The 14,454-nt window shown below is 63.4% G+C and carries 18 protein-coding genes; 5 read left to right on the top strand and 13 right to left on the bottom strand.

From position 1 onward, the window contains the following. A complete protein-coding gene (locus DEM26_RS04575) occupies window positions 1–594 on the top strand; it encodes a DUF1285 domain-containing protein (RefSeq protein WP_088721933.1) in 594 nt (197 codons plus the stop codon). A 1-nt stretch (window position 595) separates the two neighbouring features. Beyond that, window positions 596–1,345 carry a hydroxypyruvate isomerase family protein gene (locus tag DEM26_RS04570; protein ID WP_109171806.1) on the top strand — a complete coding sequence of 250 codons (750 nt, stop codon included), beginning with the start codon at window positions 596–598 and terminating at the stop codon, window positions 1,343–1,345. Between the two features lie 9 nt (window positions 1,346–1,354). Here DEM26_RS04570 and DEM26_RS04565 read toward each other — a convergent pair whose 3' ends face one another. Continuing rightward, window positions 1,355–2,317 (bottom strand): cation diffusion facilitator family transporter, encoded by a 963-nt coding sequence (locus DEM26_RS04565; RefSeq protein ID WP_088727020.1) that lies wholly within the window; start codon window positions 2,315–2,317, stop codon window positions 1,355–1,357. 266 nt (window positions 2,318–2,583) lie between these two features. Here DEM26_RS04565 and DEM26_RS04560 point away from each other — a divergent pair, with 266 nt between their 5' ends. Further along, window positions 2,584–2,820, top strand: a complete 237-nt coding sequence (locus tag DEM26_RS04560; RefSeq protein WP_075776176.1) for a DUF2798 domain-containing protein — start codon at window positions 2,584–2,586, stop codon at window positions 2,818–2,820. Here DEM26_RS04560 and polA read toward each other — a convergent pair. Beyond that, the gene (gene polA, locus DEM26_RS04555; RefSeq protein WP_075776177.1) at window positions 2,814–5,639 is read right to left on the bottom strand and encodes a DNA polymerase I; all 2,826 of its coding nucleotides are present in this window, start codon (window positions 5,637–5,639) and stop codon (window positions 2,814–2,816) included. The two genes, DEM26_RS04560 and polA, sit on opposite strands and share 7 nt — an antisense overlap. A gap of 314 nt (window positions 5,640–5,953) precedes the next feature. Here polA and DEM26_RS20555 point away from each other — a divergent pair, with 314 nt between their 5' ends. Then, the gene (locus tag DEM26_RS20555; protein ID WP_166504559.1) at window positions 5,954–6,115 is read left to right on the top strand and encodes a hypothetical protein; all 162 of its coding nucleotides are present in this window, start codon (window positions 5,954–5,956) and stop codon (window positions 6,113–6,115) included. A gap of 31 nt (window positions 6,116–6,146) precedes the next feature. Here DEM26_RS20555 and DEM26_RS04550 read toward each other — a convergent pair whose 3' ends face one another. Beyond that, window positions 6,147–6,353 carry a zinc-finger domain-containing protein gene (locus DEM26_RS04550; RefSeq protein ID WP_075776178.1) on the bottom strand — a complete coding sequence of 69 codons (207 nt, stop codon included), beginning with the start codon at window positions 6,351–6,353 and terminating at the stop codon, window positions 6,147–6,149. 81 nt (window positions 6,354–6,434) lie between these two features. Here DEM26_RS04550 and DEM26_RS04545 point away from each other — a divergent pair, with 81 nt between their 5' ends. Further along, the gene (locus tag DEM26_RS04545; RefSeq protein WP_075776179.1) at window positions 6,435–7,367 is read left to right on the top strand and encodes an ABC transporter ATP-binding protein; all 933 of its coding nucleotides are present in this window, start codon (window positions 6,435–6,437) and stop codon (window positions 7,365–7,367) included. On the opposite strand, the gene DEM26_RS04540 is transcribed toward DEM26_RS04545, so the two are convergent. The 10 genes from DEM26_RS04540 to DEM26_RS04500 all read right to left on the bottom strand — a co-directional run bounded on the left by DEM26_RS04540 (window position 7,364) and on the right by DEM26_RS04500 (window position 14,448). Continuing rightward, a complete protein-coding gene (locus DEM26_RS04540; protein WP_109171805.1) occupies window positions 7,364–8,221 on the bottom strand; it encodes an urea carboxylase-associated family protein in 858 nt (285 codons plus the stop codon). The genes DEM26_RS04545 and DEM26_RS04540 overlap by 4 nt on opposite strands. Window positions 8,222–8,339: 118 nt before the next feature. Then, entirely contained in the window at window positions 8,340–8,516 is a 177-nt protein-coding gene (locus tag DEM26_RS20310; protein ID WP_157771564.1) for a hypothetical protein, read from the bottom strand. 190 nt (window positions 8,517–8,706) lie between these two features. Beyond that, window positions 8,707–9,483 carry a succinate dehydrogenase iron-sulfur subunit gene (locus tag DEM26_RS04535; RefSeq protein ID WP_075776181.1) on the bottom strand — a complete coding sequence of 259 codons (777 nt, stop codon included), beginning with the start codon at window positions 9,481–9,483 and terminating at the stop codon, window positions 8,707–8,709. A 17-nt stretch (window positions 9,484–9,500) separates the two neighbouring features. Then, window positions 9,501–9,788 carry a hypothetical protein gene (locus tag DEM26_RS04530; RefSeq protein ID WP_075776182.1) on the bottom strand — a complete coding sequence of 96 codons (288 nt, stop codon included), beginning with the start codon at window positions 9,786–9,788 and terminating at the stop codon, window positions 9,501–9,503. Then, window positions 9,788–11,593 (bottom strand): succinate dehydrogenase flavoprotein subunit, encoded by a 1,806-nt coding sequence (gene sdhA, locus DEM26_RS04525; protein ID WP_088719084.1) that lies wholly within the window; start codon window positions 11,591–11,593, stop codon window positions 9,788–9,790. The genes DEM26_RS04530 and sdhA overlap by 1 nt, the downstream gene beginning before the upstream one ends. Window positions 11,594–11,608: 15 nt before the next feature. Then, on the bottom strand, window positions 11,609–12,001 hold the full coding sequence (locus tag DEM26_RS04520; protein ID WP_075776184.1) for a succinate dehydrogenase, hydrophobic membrane anchor protein: 393 nt from the start codon (window positions 11,999–12,001) through the stop codon (window positions 11,609–11,611). An 11-nt stretch (window positions 12,002–12,012) separates the two neighbouring features. Beyond that, entirely contained in the window at window positions 12,013–12,402 is a 390-nt protein-coding gene (gene sdhC, locus DEM26_RS04515; protein ID WP_075776227.1) for a succinate dehydrogenase, cytochrome b556 subunit, read from the bottom strand. Window positions 12,403–12,657: 255 nt separating this feature from the next. Beyond that, on the bottom strand, window positions 12,658–13,692 hold the full coding sequence (locus tag DEM26_RS04510) for a MaoC family dehydratase (protein WP_075776185.1): 1,035 nt from the start codon (window positions 13,690–13,692) through the stop codon (window positions 12,658–12,660). Further along, window positions 13,692–13,895, bottom strand: coding sequence for a DUF1737 domain-containing protein (locus tag DEM26_RS04505; RefSeq protein ID WP_075776186.1), 204 nt, complete (start codon window positions 13,893–13,895; stop codon window positions 13,692–13,694). Before DEM26_RS04505 ends, DEM26_RS04510 begins: the two co-directional genes overlap by 1 nt. A gap of 1 nt (window position 13,896) precedes the next feature. Continuing rightward, window positions 13,897–14,448: an NnrU family protein gene (locus DEM26_RS04500; protein ID WP_109171804.1), complete on the bottom strand. Its 552-nt coding sequence runs from the start codon at window positions 14,446–14,448 to the stop codon at window positions 13,897–13,899. Window positions 14,449–14,454 lie beyond the last annotated feature (6 nt).

The following is a 14,454-nucleotide window of genomic DNA, read 5'->3' as shown; positions in this document are numbered from 1 at the left end:
ATGACGGATCACAAACAGACAGTTTCGACCTCTTCCCCCACGGCAGATGGGCTTGCGGATGCAGCCAAGAAAGCCAGCAAAAAGGGCCCGCCGCCCGTGCATTTGTGGGATCCGCCCTTCTGCGGCGACCTCGATATGGAGATCCGCCGCGACGGGACGTGGTTCTATCTTGGCACGCCGATCGGCCGCGAGGCGCTGGTGCGACTGTTTTCATCGATTCTGAAACTGGAGGACGGGAAATACTATCTCGTTACCCCGGTCGAGAAGGTGGGTATCCGGGTCGAGGACGCGCCGTTCATCGCCGTCGATTTCACCGCTGAGGGCGAGGGCGACGACCAGTCGATTCGCTTCACGACCAATGTGGGCGACGTGGTTCTTGCCGATGCAGACCACGCGATCCGGGTGGAACATAGCGAGGATGGCGAGCCCCGCCCCTATCTGCATGTGCGCCGCGGACTGGAGGCGTTGATCGACCGCAAGAGCTTTTACCGGCTCGTCGATCTCGCCGTGACCCGCGAATTTGAGGGCGAAGATTGGACCGGTGTGATCTCGGCTGGCAGCTTCTTCCCGATCATGCGTGCCGCGGAGTTGTAATGTGCCGAAGTTCGCCGCGAACCTGACGTTCCTCTTCACCGAACTGCCTTTCATGGATCGTTTCAAAGCGGCAAGAAAAGCCGGCTTCGACGCGGTCGAGGTGCTGTTTCCCTACGACGCTTCCGCGCAAGAGATGCGCCACGAACTGATCCGTCACGACCTGAGCTTCGTGCTGATGAACGTGCCGCCGCCGAACTATACGGGCGGCGATCGTGGCTTCGCCGCGGTACCGGGCAGCGAAGCGCGCTTCCGCCGCGATTTCGACCGCGCGATGCGCTTCGCCGATATCCTGAAGCCACGCGCCATCCATATCATGGCGGGCAAGGCCGAAGGGGCGGAGGCCCGCGCGACCTATATCGAGAACCTGAAATGGGCGACGGCGCGCGCGCCGAAACGGGTCCTGACGATCGAGCCGGTCAACCCGACCGACATGCCCGGTTATTTCCTCGACAGCTTCGATCTCGCGGCGGAAGTGCTCGACGCGGTCGCTGCCCCGAACCTACATCTGCAATTCGACGCCTATCACGCGCAGATGCTGACCGGCGATCTGGCGGGCTGTTGGGCCGCGCACGGGCATCGCGCGGCGCATGTGCAATTCGCGGATGCGCCGGGCCGGGGCGCGCCCGGTTCGGGCAAAAGCGATCTCGCGGGCTTCTTCGCGACGCTCGATGCGGCAGGCTATGATGGCTACGTCTCGGCGGAGTACACGCCGAAGGGCAGCACACCGGAAAGTCTGGACTGGCTACGCTAGGCCCCGCGCTCAATGCGCGGGGTGCGCCCCGTGCTCATGAGCATGGTCGTGATCGCGAGCCGCGTGGTCGTCATGTGCCTTGTGGTCGGCGCAGCCCAGATCCGCGCTTTCCGGCTCCAGCGTCGCATGATGGATGCCGAACTGGTGTGCCAGCATATCCTTGGCCCGCGCAATGACGGTTGCGTAATTCCGCCCCTCCGCCAGCACGAGATGCGCCTCGACGGAGACGCGCCGCTCGTCGATCTGCCACAGGTGGACGTGGTGGACACCCTCGACGCCTTCGACATCCCCCAACGCACGGCGTACCTCGGTGCTGTCCTTCTCGGGCGGCGCACCGAGCATCAGGATGCGCAGCACCGGTTTCAGATCGGTGGCGACATGCCACAGGATGAAGAGCGAGATGCCGATGGTCAGGATCGGATCGACCATCTTCCAGTCGTAGAGCAGGATCACGACACCGCCCACGATCACCGCGACCGACGCCCCGGCATCGGCCAGATTATGCAGGAAAGCCGCGCGGATGTTCAGGCTGTGCTTGGAGAGCGCATAGGTCAGCGCCGCCGTCGCCAGATCGACGATCAGCGCCAGCGTCGCGAGCCAGACCACGATCCAGCCATCGACCTGAGGCGGATCGATCATCCGCCCGACAGCCTCCACGATCAGCCAGAGCGAGATCAGGATCAGCGCGATGTAATTGACGAAGGCCGCGATGACCTCGGCGCGCGACCAGCCGAAGCTCATCGCGGCATCCGCGCCGCGCTTGGCCAGCTTGCGCGCCCCGAAGGCCAGCACCAGCGCCGCCGCGTCGGAGAAATTATGAACCCCGTCCGCGATCAGCGCCATCGAGCCAGCGATCGCCCCGCCCAGCACCTGCGCGACCGTCAGGATGACATTGACGACCACCGCCCAGAGCACACGGTTATCGCTCGTATCGGCGTCGAGATGGTGGTGGTGGTGATGATCGTGGGGCATGGGCGCTTTTCTCGAATCTCGGCGCCTGAGGCGCGGTTGGGACGCTCCGCAGGGGATGTTGGGGCCAAGTCGAACGCGATGCCCGCATTTTCGGCTTGGTCCAAATATCCCCGCCGGAGGCATGCGCAGTCTCAACATTGCGCGGCGGCGGGGTCAATGCGAGACAACTCGTTCGCGCGGATCAGCACACAGGTTTGTGCGTTGCCTCCTCACGTTCAATCACCAAAATGCGAGCGGAGAATTTTCCGACCCGAGAAGGAGACCCGATGATCCCCGCGCGCTATGCCCATTTCGTCTTCAGCCTGATCCTGTCGGGGATCATGTCATTTCTGGTCTCGGGCGTGGCGACCTACCGGGCGACGGGGCTTGTGGAGGACTTTCCGGCGCTCTGGGCGGCAAGCTGGCTCTCGAGCTGGATGTTCGCCTATCCTTCGGTGCTGCTGGTCGCGCCGTTGGCGCGGCGCGTGACCAATATCCTCGTGCGTCAACCCGCGGCTCAGTGAGCGGCGGCCCAGCTCTCCCCCTGCCCCGCGTCGACGACGAGCGGCACCGAGAGCTTCATCACCGGCTCCGCCGCGCCTTCCATCGTGGCCCGGGCGGTCTTGATCAGGTCGTCGATCGCGGCGTCCTCGACCTCGAAGATCAGTTCGTCATGCACCTGTAGCAGCATCCGGGCCGGGAGACCGTCGATCGCCTCGGGCATCCGCACCATCGCGCGGCGAATGATATCGGCCGCAGCCCCCTGGATCGGCGCGTTGATCGCGGCGCGTTTGGCGAAGCCCGCCGACGGGCCTTTCGCGCCAATATCGGGCGTATGGATTTTACGTCCGAACAGGGTCTGGACGTATTTGTGCTCCTTAGCGAAGGCCACCGTGTCGTCCATGTATTTGCGGATACCGGGGAAGCGTTCGAAATAGCGGTCGATGAAGCCCTGCGCCTCGGCCCGCGGGATGCGCAGGTTGCGGGCAAGGCCGAAGCCGGAAATCCCGTAGATCACGCCGAAATTGATTGCCTTCGCCTGACGGCGGATCTCCGGCGTCATCTGGTCGAGCGGCACGTCGAACATCTCCGAGGCAGTCGCGGCGTGAATGTCCAGTCCTTCCTTGAAGGCCTCGCGCATCTCGGGAAGATCCGCCACATGGGCGAGGATGCGCAATTCAATCTGGCTGTAGTCGAGCGAGACGATCTTGCAGCCCTCGCGCGCCACGAACGCCTCGCGGATGCGGCGGCCTTCCTCGGAGCGCACGGGAATGTTCTGCAGGTTCGGATCGGTCGAGGCCAGACGTCCGGTATTCGCGCCCGCGATCGAGTAGCAGGTATGGACGCGGCCCGTTTCGGGATGGACATGGGTCTGCAGCGCATCCGTGTAGGTCGATTTCAGCTTCGAGATCTGCCGCCAGTCGAGCACACGTGCCGCCAGCCGCGCGGCCTGCGGGTTGGTGTCTTCCATCGTGGTCACGTCTTCGAGCACATCCGCGCCCGTGCCGTAGGCCCCGGTCTTGCCCTTCTTGCCGCCCTCGACGCCCATCGTGTCGAACAGGATCTCACCCAGCTGTTTCGGCGACCCGACATTGAAGGGCTGGCCCGCGATCTCGGCGATCTCGTCTTCGAGTTGCGCCATCTTCTGCGCGAAGGCGTTGGACATGCGCGACAGCACCGAGGCGTCGACCTTCACGCCCGCGATTTCCATATCGGCCAGCACCGGCACCATCGGACGCTCCAGCGTCTCGTAGACGGTGGTGACGCGTTCGCGATGCAGCCGCGGCTTGAACTGCTGCCAGAGGCGCAGCGTGATATCGGCGTCCTCAGCGGCGTAGCGCGTGGCCTTCTCGATCTCGACCTTGTCGAAGGTGATCTGGCTCTTGCCGGTGCCGATCAGTTCCTTGATCGGGATCGGCTGGTGGTTGAGGTAGCGATCCGACAGCGTATCCATCCCATGGCCGTGCAGCCCCGAGAACATTGCGTAGGACATCAGCATCGTGTCGTCGATCGGCGCCACGCGGATCCCGAGCCGGGCGAAGATCTTGAAGTCATACTTCATGTTCTGGCCGATCTTCAGGATCGCCGGGTCTTCGAGCACGGGTTTGAGGAGCGCCAGCGCCTCCTTGAAGTCCATCTGGCCGGCGACACGTTCGGAGCCGCCGAAAAGATCATCGCCGCCGGAGATATGTGCGAGCGGCAGATAAGCCGCCTTGCCCGCTTCGGTGCACAGCGACACGCCCACCAGTTCGGCCTTCATGTCATTGAGGGACGTGGTTTCGGTGTCGACCGCGACCCAGCCCTTGGCGCGGGCCTCATCCAGCCACTGCGTCAGTGTCTCGGCATCGCGGATGCAGACATAGCTGTCGGGATCGAAGGGCGGCTGGTCCACCTCCGGCGCGGGGTCGACATGGCTTGCCGGTACGTCGGTGACGACGGGCGCGGGCGGCGGCTCGGCGCCGAATTTCTCGGCCACGCGGCGGGTCAGCGTGCGGAACTCCATCTCATTGAGAAAGCCCATCAGCGTATCGACATCGGGCTCGCGGATTTCCAGATCGTCGAGCGTGAACTCGATGGGGGTCTGATCGTCTAGAGTTACCAGCTGCTTCGAGAGGCGAATCTGCTCGGCCTTCTCGATCAGCGTCTCGCGGCGCTTGGGCTGCTTGATCTCGGAGGCACGTGCGAGCAGCGTCTCCAGGTCGCCAAATTCGTTGATCAGAAGCGCCGCGGTCTTGACGCCGATGCCGGGGGCGCCGGGGATATTGTCGACCGAGTCGCCTGCGAGCGCCTGCACGTCGATCACGCGCTCGGGGGCGACGCCGAACTTCGCCTCGACCTCCTCGACACCGATCGCGCGGTTCTTCATCGCGTCGAACATCTCGACGCCGCCGCCGACGAGCTGCATCAGATCCTTGTCCGACGAGATGATCGTGACGCGGCCGCCGGCCTCGCGGGCCTGCCGGGCGAGCGTCGCGATGATGTCGTCGGCCTCGTAGCCCGCCAGTTCCTCGCAGGCGATATTGAACGCCTTTGTTGCCTCGCGTGTCAGCGGGATCTGCGGGCGCAGTTCCTCGGGCATCTCGTCGCGATTTGCCTTATAGAGATCGTAGAGGTCGTTGCGGAAGGTGTGGCTGCCCTTGTCGAAGATCACGGCTGCATGGGTCGGCGCGTCGGAGCCCTTGGCGTCCTCGATGTATTTCCACAGCATGTTGCAGAATCCGGAGACCGCCCCGATCGGCAGCCCGTCGGATTTGCGAGTCAGCGGCGGAAGCGCATGATAGGCGCGGAAAATGAAGGCCGAACCGTCGATCAGATGCAGGTGACAGCCTTTGCCGAATGCCATTGCGGAACCCTCCTTCGCGCGTTGGCCCCGGTTGTGCCACAGGGGGGTGCAGAGGGAAAGAGGATCGGCGACCGCTCAGCGTGAAGGGCCGCGCCCGAGCCTTGGGTGCGCGCTTCGCTGTCGTCTGGCTTGAGCAGTTCACTTCGCAAGCCCGTAGGGCAGAGAGGCTGTGGGCTCCATCACCAATGCGCCCTCCCGGGGGAAGGTCGGGCGCGGCCCGGGCTGGTCGGCCGCGCCGAGCGATACGCGTGGCGCCCCTTGTCAGAGCCCCCGAAATCCCCCATCTCAAGCGGCAACCGTAAAGGATTTGAGCTATGGACTATTCCAAGATGGGCGGCGCGAAGCCGCCGAAGAACACGCCCAAACATGCCGAGCATAACGCCTACGGCACCGACAAGACGCCTTTCAGCAAGAAGGACCCGAAGGCTGCGCTGCTTGAACGCATGAAACGCGCGGCACAGAAAAAGGACGGCTGAACGCCGTCCTTCCCTGTCGACTCAGACAGGTTCAGTGATCGTCATGCGCGTGATCGCGGTCGATCACGTATTTCTTGTCGCAATAGCCGCATTCGACGAAACCGGTGTCCCGCGGGATCGACAGCCAAACGCGCGGATGGCCGAGTGCCCCCTCGCCGCCGTCGCAGGCAACCTTCCAGGTGGTGACGACCTCGGTCTCGGGTGCGTCGGGGGCATTGGGCGAATGGGTGGCAGTCATGGATGCTCCGTATATATAAGGCACGAAAACCGCGCCCTGAAATCTGGGCTTCATTCTAGCAATCGCGAAAGGCGGGGCAAGTTGGAACAGCAGGCAATCGAAGTCACCGGGCTGCGCAAAACCTATGCAGGCGGCAAGAAGCAGGCACCGAAAGAAGCACTGAAGGGGCTCGACCTGTCGATCCCTGCGGGGTCGATCTTCGGGCTTCTCGGCCCGAACGGGGCGGGCAAGTCGACGCTGATCAACATTCTTGCGGGGCTGGTGAAGAAAACCGACGGGCGCGTCGTGATCTGGGGTTTCGATCAGGACGTGAACCCGCGCCAGTCGCGCGCCGCGATCGGGGTGATGCCGCAGGAGCTGAACATGGACCCGTTCTTCACGCCCCGCGCGGCGCTGGAGATGCAGGCGGGCCTCTATGGCGTGCCGAAATCCGAGCGCTGGACGGACGAGATTCTCGAACTGGTGGGCCTGTCGGACAAGGCCGAGGCTTATGCGCGAAACCTCTCGGGCGGGATGAAGCGGCGTCTGCTGCTTGCGAAAGCGCTGGTACATCGCCCGCAGATCCTCGTGCTGGACGAGCCGACCGCAGGCGTCGATATCGAGCTGCGCGCGATGCTCTGGCGCAATGTCCGCAAGCTCAATGAGCAGGGCATGACGATCATCCTGACCACGCACTACCTCGAAGAAGCCGAGGAAATGTGCGACGAGATCGCGATCATCAACAACGGCGAACTGATCGTGCGCGACACCACGCCGAACCTTCTCAAGCGAATGGACCGCAAGGCGCTGGTGGTGGAGCCGCGCAACGAAGTCACGAAAGAGATTCGGCTTCCCGAAGGCGTCACGCTCGAGACCCGCGCGGGCGGACAGATGGCGTTTTCCTACTCGCGCAACGAGACCTCGGCAGAGGATATCCTTGACGCGCTGCGCGTCGCCGGGGTCGAGATTCGCGACATCGCGAGCGAACAGCCGGGCCTCGAGGAAGTCTTCGTCTCGCTGACCTCGAACCGTTAGAGCCCGTGGCTGCGGTCGTAGGCGTTGGGCGCGGGCGGCGCCCAGCCTTCGGGCGCTGATTTCGGGCGGTAGATTTCCACGCCCAGCGGGTAACATGCAGCCGTGTCCGAGCTGTGCTCGGCTGAACAATCCCCGCCCGGGCACGCCGACAGAACGCCCAGCAAATCGGTCTCTGCGAAGAATTCGAGATAATCACCGGGCCGGACCGGGCTCGCCTTCATGAAATACTGCCCGGTGTCGCGGGTGAAGCCGGTGCACATGAAGACGTTGAGCACGTCATGCACCAGCGCCTCCGCCTCGTGCAGAGGCAGATCACGGGCCGCGGCCAGCGCACGGGTCAGGTTCGAATGGCAGCAATGGTGATACTGCCCGCCATCGGACAGCAGGCAATGCGTATAAGGATCGCAGCGCGTGCCGATCACGTCATGGACCGAGCCACCGAATGCGTCGATGCCATACCAGTCGAGCGTATCCTCGGTAATCGTCGCCAGCGGGCGCATCGTCGGAAAGCCGGACCACAGCCGGTCGCCGCGGCTCAGATGCGTGCCATGCAGCGCGCGTGTCTTTCCGGAATAGAACCGCTCGGACAGGTCCGCCGAGAACAAATTCAGATCGCCCACCTGCGGCCCCTCGACCGAAGCGATGCGGAAGAAATGTCCGGCGGGCACGTCGAAGGCCAGCGCCTCGCGCGGGGGCACTCGCAGGTCGGCGATCTTGTCCCAGTTCCCGCGCACGGCGCGATAGGCGGACAGGTCCGGCGCGGGCAGCGCGTCCGTCGGGTAACAGATCACCGGCGCGATATCGCGGCGGGTTTGGGCGTCTTCGGGCGCGGCGTGCTCGGGCGTCGGATGCATGGGGCTCCCTCCTTGTCGCGCCCACTCTGCCCTGCCCCGCCCAGGAGCGAAAGGCGCAAAGAAAAACCCCGGCGAAGAGCCGGGGCAGTCACGACGGAACTATTCGGGAGGTCACCGCTCAAGCCGCGGTGTAATACTCGTACATCAGCTCGACCGCTTCGAGACCGGTGGTCTCTTCTGCTTTCGCGGCCGGGGTGAACACAGGGGCGGATTTCTCCGGGGTGTAGTAGGCCAGATGCTCTTCGGCCACTTGAACCGGTTGCGCCCCTTTGGGGAATTTGACGATGTCGACCATGGAACTCTCTCCAGTCACGTTTCGAGTTCCTCCCTGCCACCCGATTTAGGGATTTTCGCGGGGATTCAAACCCAAAATGCTGCAACCGCGATATGCATTTGCCGCAACGCAGCAAAAAGGGCGGCTCGCGCCGCCCTTTCTACTATCTGCTGGGGGTGAGCCAGAGGCCGGCCCCAATATATCCGTCGGATCAGACGACCCGGTTGACCTGCATCCGCTTGATCTCGGCGATCGCTTTCGCCGGGTTCAGACCTTTCGGGCAGGTCTTGGTGCAGTTCATGATCGTGTGGCAACGATAGAGCTTGAAGGGGTCTTCGAGCTGATCGAGGCGCTCTGCCGTGGCTTCGTCGCGCGAGTCGATGATCCAGCGATAGGCGTGCAGCAGCGCTGCCGGGCCGAGATACTTGTCGCCGTTCCACCAGTAGCTCGGGCACGAGGTCGAGCACGAGGCGCACATGACGCACTCATACAGACCGTCGAGCTTCTTGCGGTCTTCGATCGACTGGCGCCATTCCTTCTCGGGACGGTTCGTCTTGGTCTCGAGCCAGGGCATGATCGACGCGTGCTGGGCGTAGAACATGGTCAGGTCGGGGATCAGGTCTTTCACCACCGGCATATGCGGCAGCGGGTAGATCTTCACGTCGCCCTTGATCTCGTCGAGACCGTAGATACAGGCCAGCGTATTGATCCCGTCGATGTTCATCGCACAGGAACCGCAGATGCCTTCGCGGCAGGAGCGGCGGAAGGTCAGCGTCGGGTCGATCTCGTTCTTGATCTTCAAGAGCGCGTCGAGAACCATCGGCCCGCACTTGTCCATGTCGATGAAATACGTGTCGAGACGCGGGTTCTCCCCGGTATCCGGGTCCCAGCGATAGATCTGGAACTTGCGGATATTCTTGCCATCCGGCTTCGGCCAGGTCTTGCCGACGCGGATCTTGGAATTCTTCGGAAGCGTGAACTGAACCATGGTTGGTCCCCTTTCCGTCAGTACGAATAGAGCGGCCGCGTGGGCATTCGGCCGGATTTTCTGTAAACGCAGGAGTCGTAGGCCGCGGACGGGTCGCCCTGCACCGAGGCGCCGATATTCATCTCGACCTTCATCTTCGAGCTGAAGCCGCTATTGGTGACGCCCATGCCCGCCTCGCCCGTGATGGGCGGCTTGGGCGCGAACTGGGCATAGCACTGGCGCTCGGCCTGCTCGACCGGGATAGGGGCGCAGGCGGCAAGGCCAAGCCCTGCCGCAAGAAGCCCATATGCCGGCGCGTGACGCATCAATAGACCCGCTTCTTCGGCGCGATCTTCTTGATCTCGATCCCGCCCTGATCCTCGGGGGTCAGCGGGTCCATGTGGACCGGGCGGAAGGTCAGATCGACGTTCGCGCCGTCGACATGCATGATCGAGTGCTTGCGCCAGTTGGTGTCGTCGCGATCGGGATAATCCTCGTGAGCATGTGCACCACGGGATTCCTTGCGTGCCTCGGCGCCCACGATGGTCGCCAGCGCGTTCGGCATCAGGTTCTCGAGTTCCAGCGTTTCCATCAGGTCCGAGTTCCAGATCAGCGACCGGTCCGTGACCTTGAGATCGTCGAGCTTGGCGGCGACCGCCTTCATCTTCTCGACCCCCTCGGCCAGCGTCTTGTCGGTCCGGAACACCGCCGCATCCGCCTGCATCGTGCGCTGCATCTCGTCGCGCAGCGCCGCGGTGGGCGTGCCGCCATCGGCGTAGCGCACCTTGTCGAAGCGCTCGAAGATGGCGTCGATCTTGGCTTTCGGGATGTCCGGGTTCGACGCGTTGGGATCGACGACCTCGCCGGCGCGGATCGCGGCGGCACGACCGAAGACCACGAGGTCGATCAGCGAGTTGGAGCCCAGACGGTTCGCACCGTGCACAGAGGCCGAACCCGCCTCGCCCACGGCCATCAGGCCGGGCACGATCGCATCGGGATCGCCCTCTTTCGGGTTGATGACCTCGCCGTGGTAGTTCGTCGGAATACCGCCCATGTTGTAGTGCACGGTCGGCAGAACCGGGATCGGCTCTTTCGTGACGTCGACGCCGGCGAAGATTTTCGCCGATTCCGAGATACCCGGCAGGCGCTCGGCCAGAGCTTCCGGCGGAAGGTGGCTGAGGTTGAGGAAGATGTGGTCCTTGTGCTCACCCACGCCGCGGCCTTCGCGGATCTCCATGGTCATGCAGCGCGACACCACGTCGCGCGACGCCAGATCCTTGTAGGTCGGCGCGTAACGCTCCATGAAGCGCTCGCCTTCGGAGTTGGTCAGGTAACCACCCTCGCCGCGGGCGCCTTCGGTGATCAGGCAGCCCGAACCATAGATGCCGGTCGGGTGGAACTGCACGAATTCCATGTCCTGCAGCGCGAGACCGGCCCGCGCGACCATGCCGCCACCGTCGCCGGTGCAGGTATGGGCCGAGGTCGCCGAGAAATAGGCGCGACCGTAACCGCCGGTCGCCAGCACAACCATCTTCGCGTTGAAGACGTGCATTGTGCCGTCGTCGAGCTTCCAGCAGACGACGCCCTGACACTGCCCGTCATCGGACATGATCAGGTCGATCGCGAAATACTCGATGTAGAACTCTGCGTTGTTCTTCAGCGACTGACCGTAGAGCGTGTGCAGGATCGCGTGACCGGTGCGGTCCGCGGCGGCACAGGTGCGCTGCACGGGCGGGCCTTCACCGTATTCGGTGGTGTGGCCGCCGAAGGGACGCTGGTAGATCTTGCCCTCTTCGGTGCGCGAGAACGGCACGCCATAGTGCTCGAGCTCGTAGACGGCCTTGGGGGCGTGGCGCGCGAGATATTCCATCGCGTCGTTGTCGCCGAGCCAGTCAGAGCCCTTGATCGTGTCGTACATATGCCACTGCCAGCTGTCCGGGCCCATGTTGCCCAAGCTGGCGGCGATGCCGCCCTGTGCGGCGACCGTGTGCGAGCGGGTCGGGAAGACCTTGGTCACGCAGGCGGTGCGCAGGCCCTGTTCGGCCATGCCGAGCGTGGCGCGCAGACCCGAGCCACCGGCGCCGACCACGACCACGTCGTAATTATGCGTTTCGTATTCGTAAGCAGCCATTATCTCGTCCCGTTATCAGTTGCCCAGCAGAAGGCCGATGAAGACCATCTTGCCGAGTGCATAGAGTGCGGTCGCCATGATCACGTAAGCCAGCGAATGCATCGCGATCTTGGTGGCCTTCGCGGCGGTGCCGTGGATGTAGTCCTCGATCCAGATCTCGGTGCCCTTCGCGAAGTGGCGCATCCCGACGATCACGACCAGCGCGGTCAGGATGGCCGGAAAGGGCTTCGAGAACGTGGTGATCACGGTCTGCTGGTCCGCACCCAGAGTGGTACCTACGATGTAGAGCCAGGTCGGGATCATGAAGGCGAGAGCAACGGCCGAGGCTGACATCCACCAGTGATGCTCGGGGCCAGTGCCCGAGGCGCCCTTGCCCACGGCGCGCTTGCGGTCGGTGAGGTAACGCATGAGGGCCTCCGTCAGAATTGGATGATGATGAGGGTCAGCACGGTCAGCACGACCGAACCGATGGTGCAGATCCAGCCGAGCATCTCGGCGGATTTGATATCCATGTATTTGCCCGCATCGAAGATTAGGTGCCGGATGCCGGCGAGGTAGTGATACCAGACGCCCAGCAGCGACAGGGTGAAGACGAGATCGCCAAACCACGAGGTCGCGATCGCGTTCACGAAATTGAAGTAATCGGGGCTGGTCGCGGCGGCGAGGAGCCACCAGACGAGCAGCAGAACGCCCACGATGATGCCGTTACCCGTGATCCGCGTCATGATCGACGAGAAGGAGGTCATCTGCGGACGGTAGATTTGAAGGTGCGGGGAAAGCGGACGCTCAACCTGTTTCGCTTCAGCCATGATCGGTCCCTTTTCGCTGGGCTCGGCGCTCTCGTCGGCCTCGATCGGAGGCACGCGCTGGCGCGGAGCTGGCCGGAATTGGCTCTTTTACTAGCGTAATTTTCTCCCAAGTCACGGGGGGCAAGGTTGAAAACATGTCATTTGCGCGTAAAGAGCGGCGAAAAATTCGCTTTGTGATCACATAAATTCTGTGCGTGATCACATGTTAACGCTCCCGGGCGCCCTGCCCCCGGGAGTGAGTCTCTCGGGCGGCGATCAGATCGGCATCAGAGCCCAGTAGTCGAGGTCGAGCAGCACCTCGGGGAGATATTTGCCGTCTTCTCCCTTATAGCCGAACTCCGGCGCGCCCTGTTTCACGGCGACCAGACGCAGACGGATCGCGCCGACGCCAGGCGCGCCTGTCTCGGCCTTGTCGAGCACTTCCGACCACGCTTTCACCGTATCGCCCGAGAAGCACGGGTTGGCATGCGCCCCGGCATTGAGCGCCACGATCAACTGGGCGTTCGCCAGTCCGTTGAAGGACAGCGCGCGCGCCATGGAGATGACATGCCCGCCATAGATCAGGCGCCGGCCATCGGCACGGAAGGTCGCGTCGAAATGCACCTTGGCGGTGTTCTGCCACAGGCGCGTGGCGATCATGTGCTCGGCTTCCTCGATGGTCACCCCGTCCACATGGTCGATTTTTTCGCCGATCTCGTAATCGCCCCAACGATGCGGCTCGCCCGCCAGATCGAAATCATAATCCTCGAAGCTCAGCCCCTCGGGGATCACCAGATCCTCCGGCGCCACGACCGATGCCAGATCGGGCAGCACGGTCTCGGGCGCGGGCGCGTCCAGATCGCCTTTGCGCACCATCACCCAACGGACATATTCCAGCACAACCTCACCCGCCTGGTTCAGACCGCGGGTGCGGACATAGACCACGCCCGACTTGCCGTTGGAGTTCTGCTTGACCCCGATCACCTCGGATTCCGAGCGCAGCGTGTCGCCCGGATAGACCGGCTTCAGCCAGCGCCCTTCCGCATAGCCGAGATTGGCCACCGCGTTGAGCGACACGTCCGGCACCGTCTTGCCGAAGACGACGTGGAAGGCGATCAGATCGTCGAGAGGCGAGCCATCCAATCCGCAGGCCGCCGCGAATTCGTCCGAGGAATAGAGCGCATGCCGCGCCGGGTAGAGCGCGTGATACAGTGCACGCTCCCCTTCCGCGACGGTGCGCGGGACGGCGTGACGGATCACGTCGCCCAGCTTGTAGTCCTCGAAGAAACGGCCCGGATTGGTTTTGCCCATTATTGCTCTCCCAGCTTCATGTCGGGGTGATACTCACCCTCGATCTCCTTGGTCACGGCCTGGGCACAGCGCATCACGCCATTCGCATGATCGTAGGCATATTGCGGATCGCCATGCAGCACCCAGCCCTTGGACAGCGCAAGGCTGACCTTGTGACAGAAGGCTGAGGTGTCTTCCTCGGTCAGAAGGCGGTAGATTTTCATGTCAGGCTCCGAACGGGTTGTGACCGAACCAGATGTGGATCATCGCGATCAGGCCGAAGACGACGATCGTGCCGACGATGCCGCCGATCTCCTTGCCGACTTTCACCTCGGGCGTGACTTTCGCGGGCTTCGACTTCTTGTTGATCAGGATGACCTCCACCACGGCCCAGGCGAGCAGACCGCCGAACAGGATGATCCCCGGCAGGGTCGGGTTGACCAGCAGGTGCGCCACGGCCCAGGTCTTCACCGCAGTCAGCTGCGGGTGGCGAATCTTGCCGCTGAGCCAGAGCTTCATGCCCGAGACCGCGAACAGGTAGACCGCGAAGAGCATCAGCAGGTTGTTGATCCCCTTGAGCGCCGCGTTCGGCGTCCAGAGGTAGAAGACCGGATCGCTTGCGCGCCAGCCGACGAACATCAGAACGAGGCTGATCAGGACGAGAGCGGCGACCATCGGACGCTCGGCCCCTTTGAGCGCGCGCCGGAAGCCCGGAAAGATCCGTTTTGCCAGATGTGCGAGCGACCAGATCAGGACGCCGAGGATGAGTAATGTCATTGCGAT

Source organism: Thioclava sp. NG1 (assembly GCF_003122275.1).
Lineage (GTDB): Bacteria > Pseudomonadota > Alphaproteobacteria > Rhodobacterales > Rhodobacteraceae > Thioclava > Thioclava nitratireducens.
Note: the sequence above shows the minus strand (reverse complement) of the source record. Positions and strands in the feature narration are given on the sequence as shown.

Excerpts from the sequence above, each read along its gene's own strand:
- DEM26_RS04575 (WP_088721933.1), top strand. The coding sequence starts at position 1 with ATGACGGATCACAAACAGACAGTTTCGACCTCTTCCCCCACGGCAGAT.
- DEM26_RS04550 (WP_075776178.1), bottom strand. The coding sequence starts at position 6,353 with ATGACTGCCACCCATTCGCCCAATGCCCCCGACGCACCCGAGACCGAG.
- DEM26_RS04560 (WP_075776176.1), top strand. The coding sequence starts at position 2,584 with ATGATCCCCGCGCGCTATGCCCATTTCGTCTTCAGCCTGATCCTGTCG.
- DEM26_RS04505 (WP_075776186.1), bottom strand. The coding sequence starts at position 13,895 with ATGAAAATCTACCGCCTTCTGACCGAGGAAGACACCTCAGCCTTCTGT.
- sdhA (WP_088719084.1), bottom strand. The coding sequence starts at position 11,593 with ATGGCTGCTTACGAATACGAAACGCATAATTACGACGTGGTCGTGGTC.
- DEM26_RS04535 (WP_075776181.1), bottom strand. The coding sequence starts at position 9,483 with ATGGTTCAGTTCACGCTTCCGAAGAATTCCAAGATCCGCGTCGGCAAG.
- polA (WP_075776177.1), bottom strand. The coding sequence starts at position 5,639 with ATGGCATTCGGCAAAGGCTGTCACCTGCATCTGATCGACGGTTCGGCC.
- DEM26_RS20555 (WP_166504559.1), top strand. The coding sequence starts at position 5,954 with ATGGACTATTCCAAGATGGGCGGCGCGAAGCCGCCGAAGAACACGCCC.
- DEM26_RS04540 (WP_109171805.1), bottom strand. The coding sequence starts at position 8,221 with ATGCATCCGACGCCCGAGCACGCCGCGCCCGAAGACGCCCAAACCCGC.
- DEM26_RS04565 (WP_088727020.1), bottom strand. The coding sequence starts at position 2,317 with ATGCCCCACGATCATCACCACCACCACCATCTCGACGCCGATACGAGC.
- DEM26_RS20310 (WP_157771564.1), bottom strand. The coding sequence starts at position 8,516 with ATGGTCGACATCGTCAAATTCCCCAAAGGGGCGCAACCGGTTCAAGTG.
- DEM26_RS04520 (WP_075776184.1), bottom strand. The coding sequence starts at position 12,001 with ATGCGTTACCTCACCGACCGCAAGCGCGCCGTGGGCAAGGGCGCCTCG.
- DEM26_RS04510 (WP_075776185.1), bottom strand. The coding sequence starts at position 13,692 with ATGGGCAAAACCAATCCGGGCCGTTTCTTCGAGGACTACAAGCTGGGC.
- DEM26_RS04500 (WP_109171804.1), bottom strand. The coding sequence starts at position 14,448 with ATGACATTACTCATCCTCGGCGTCCTGATCTGGTCGCTCGCACATCTG.
- sdhC (WP_075776227.1), bottom strand. The coding sequence starts at position 12,402 with ATGGCTGAAGCGAAACAGGTTGAGCGTCCGCTTTCCCCGCACCTTCAA.
- DEM26_RS04530 (WP_075776182.1), bottom strand. The coding sequence starts at position 9,788 with ATGCGTCACGCGCCGGCATATGGGCTTCTTGCGGCAGGGCTTGGCCTT.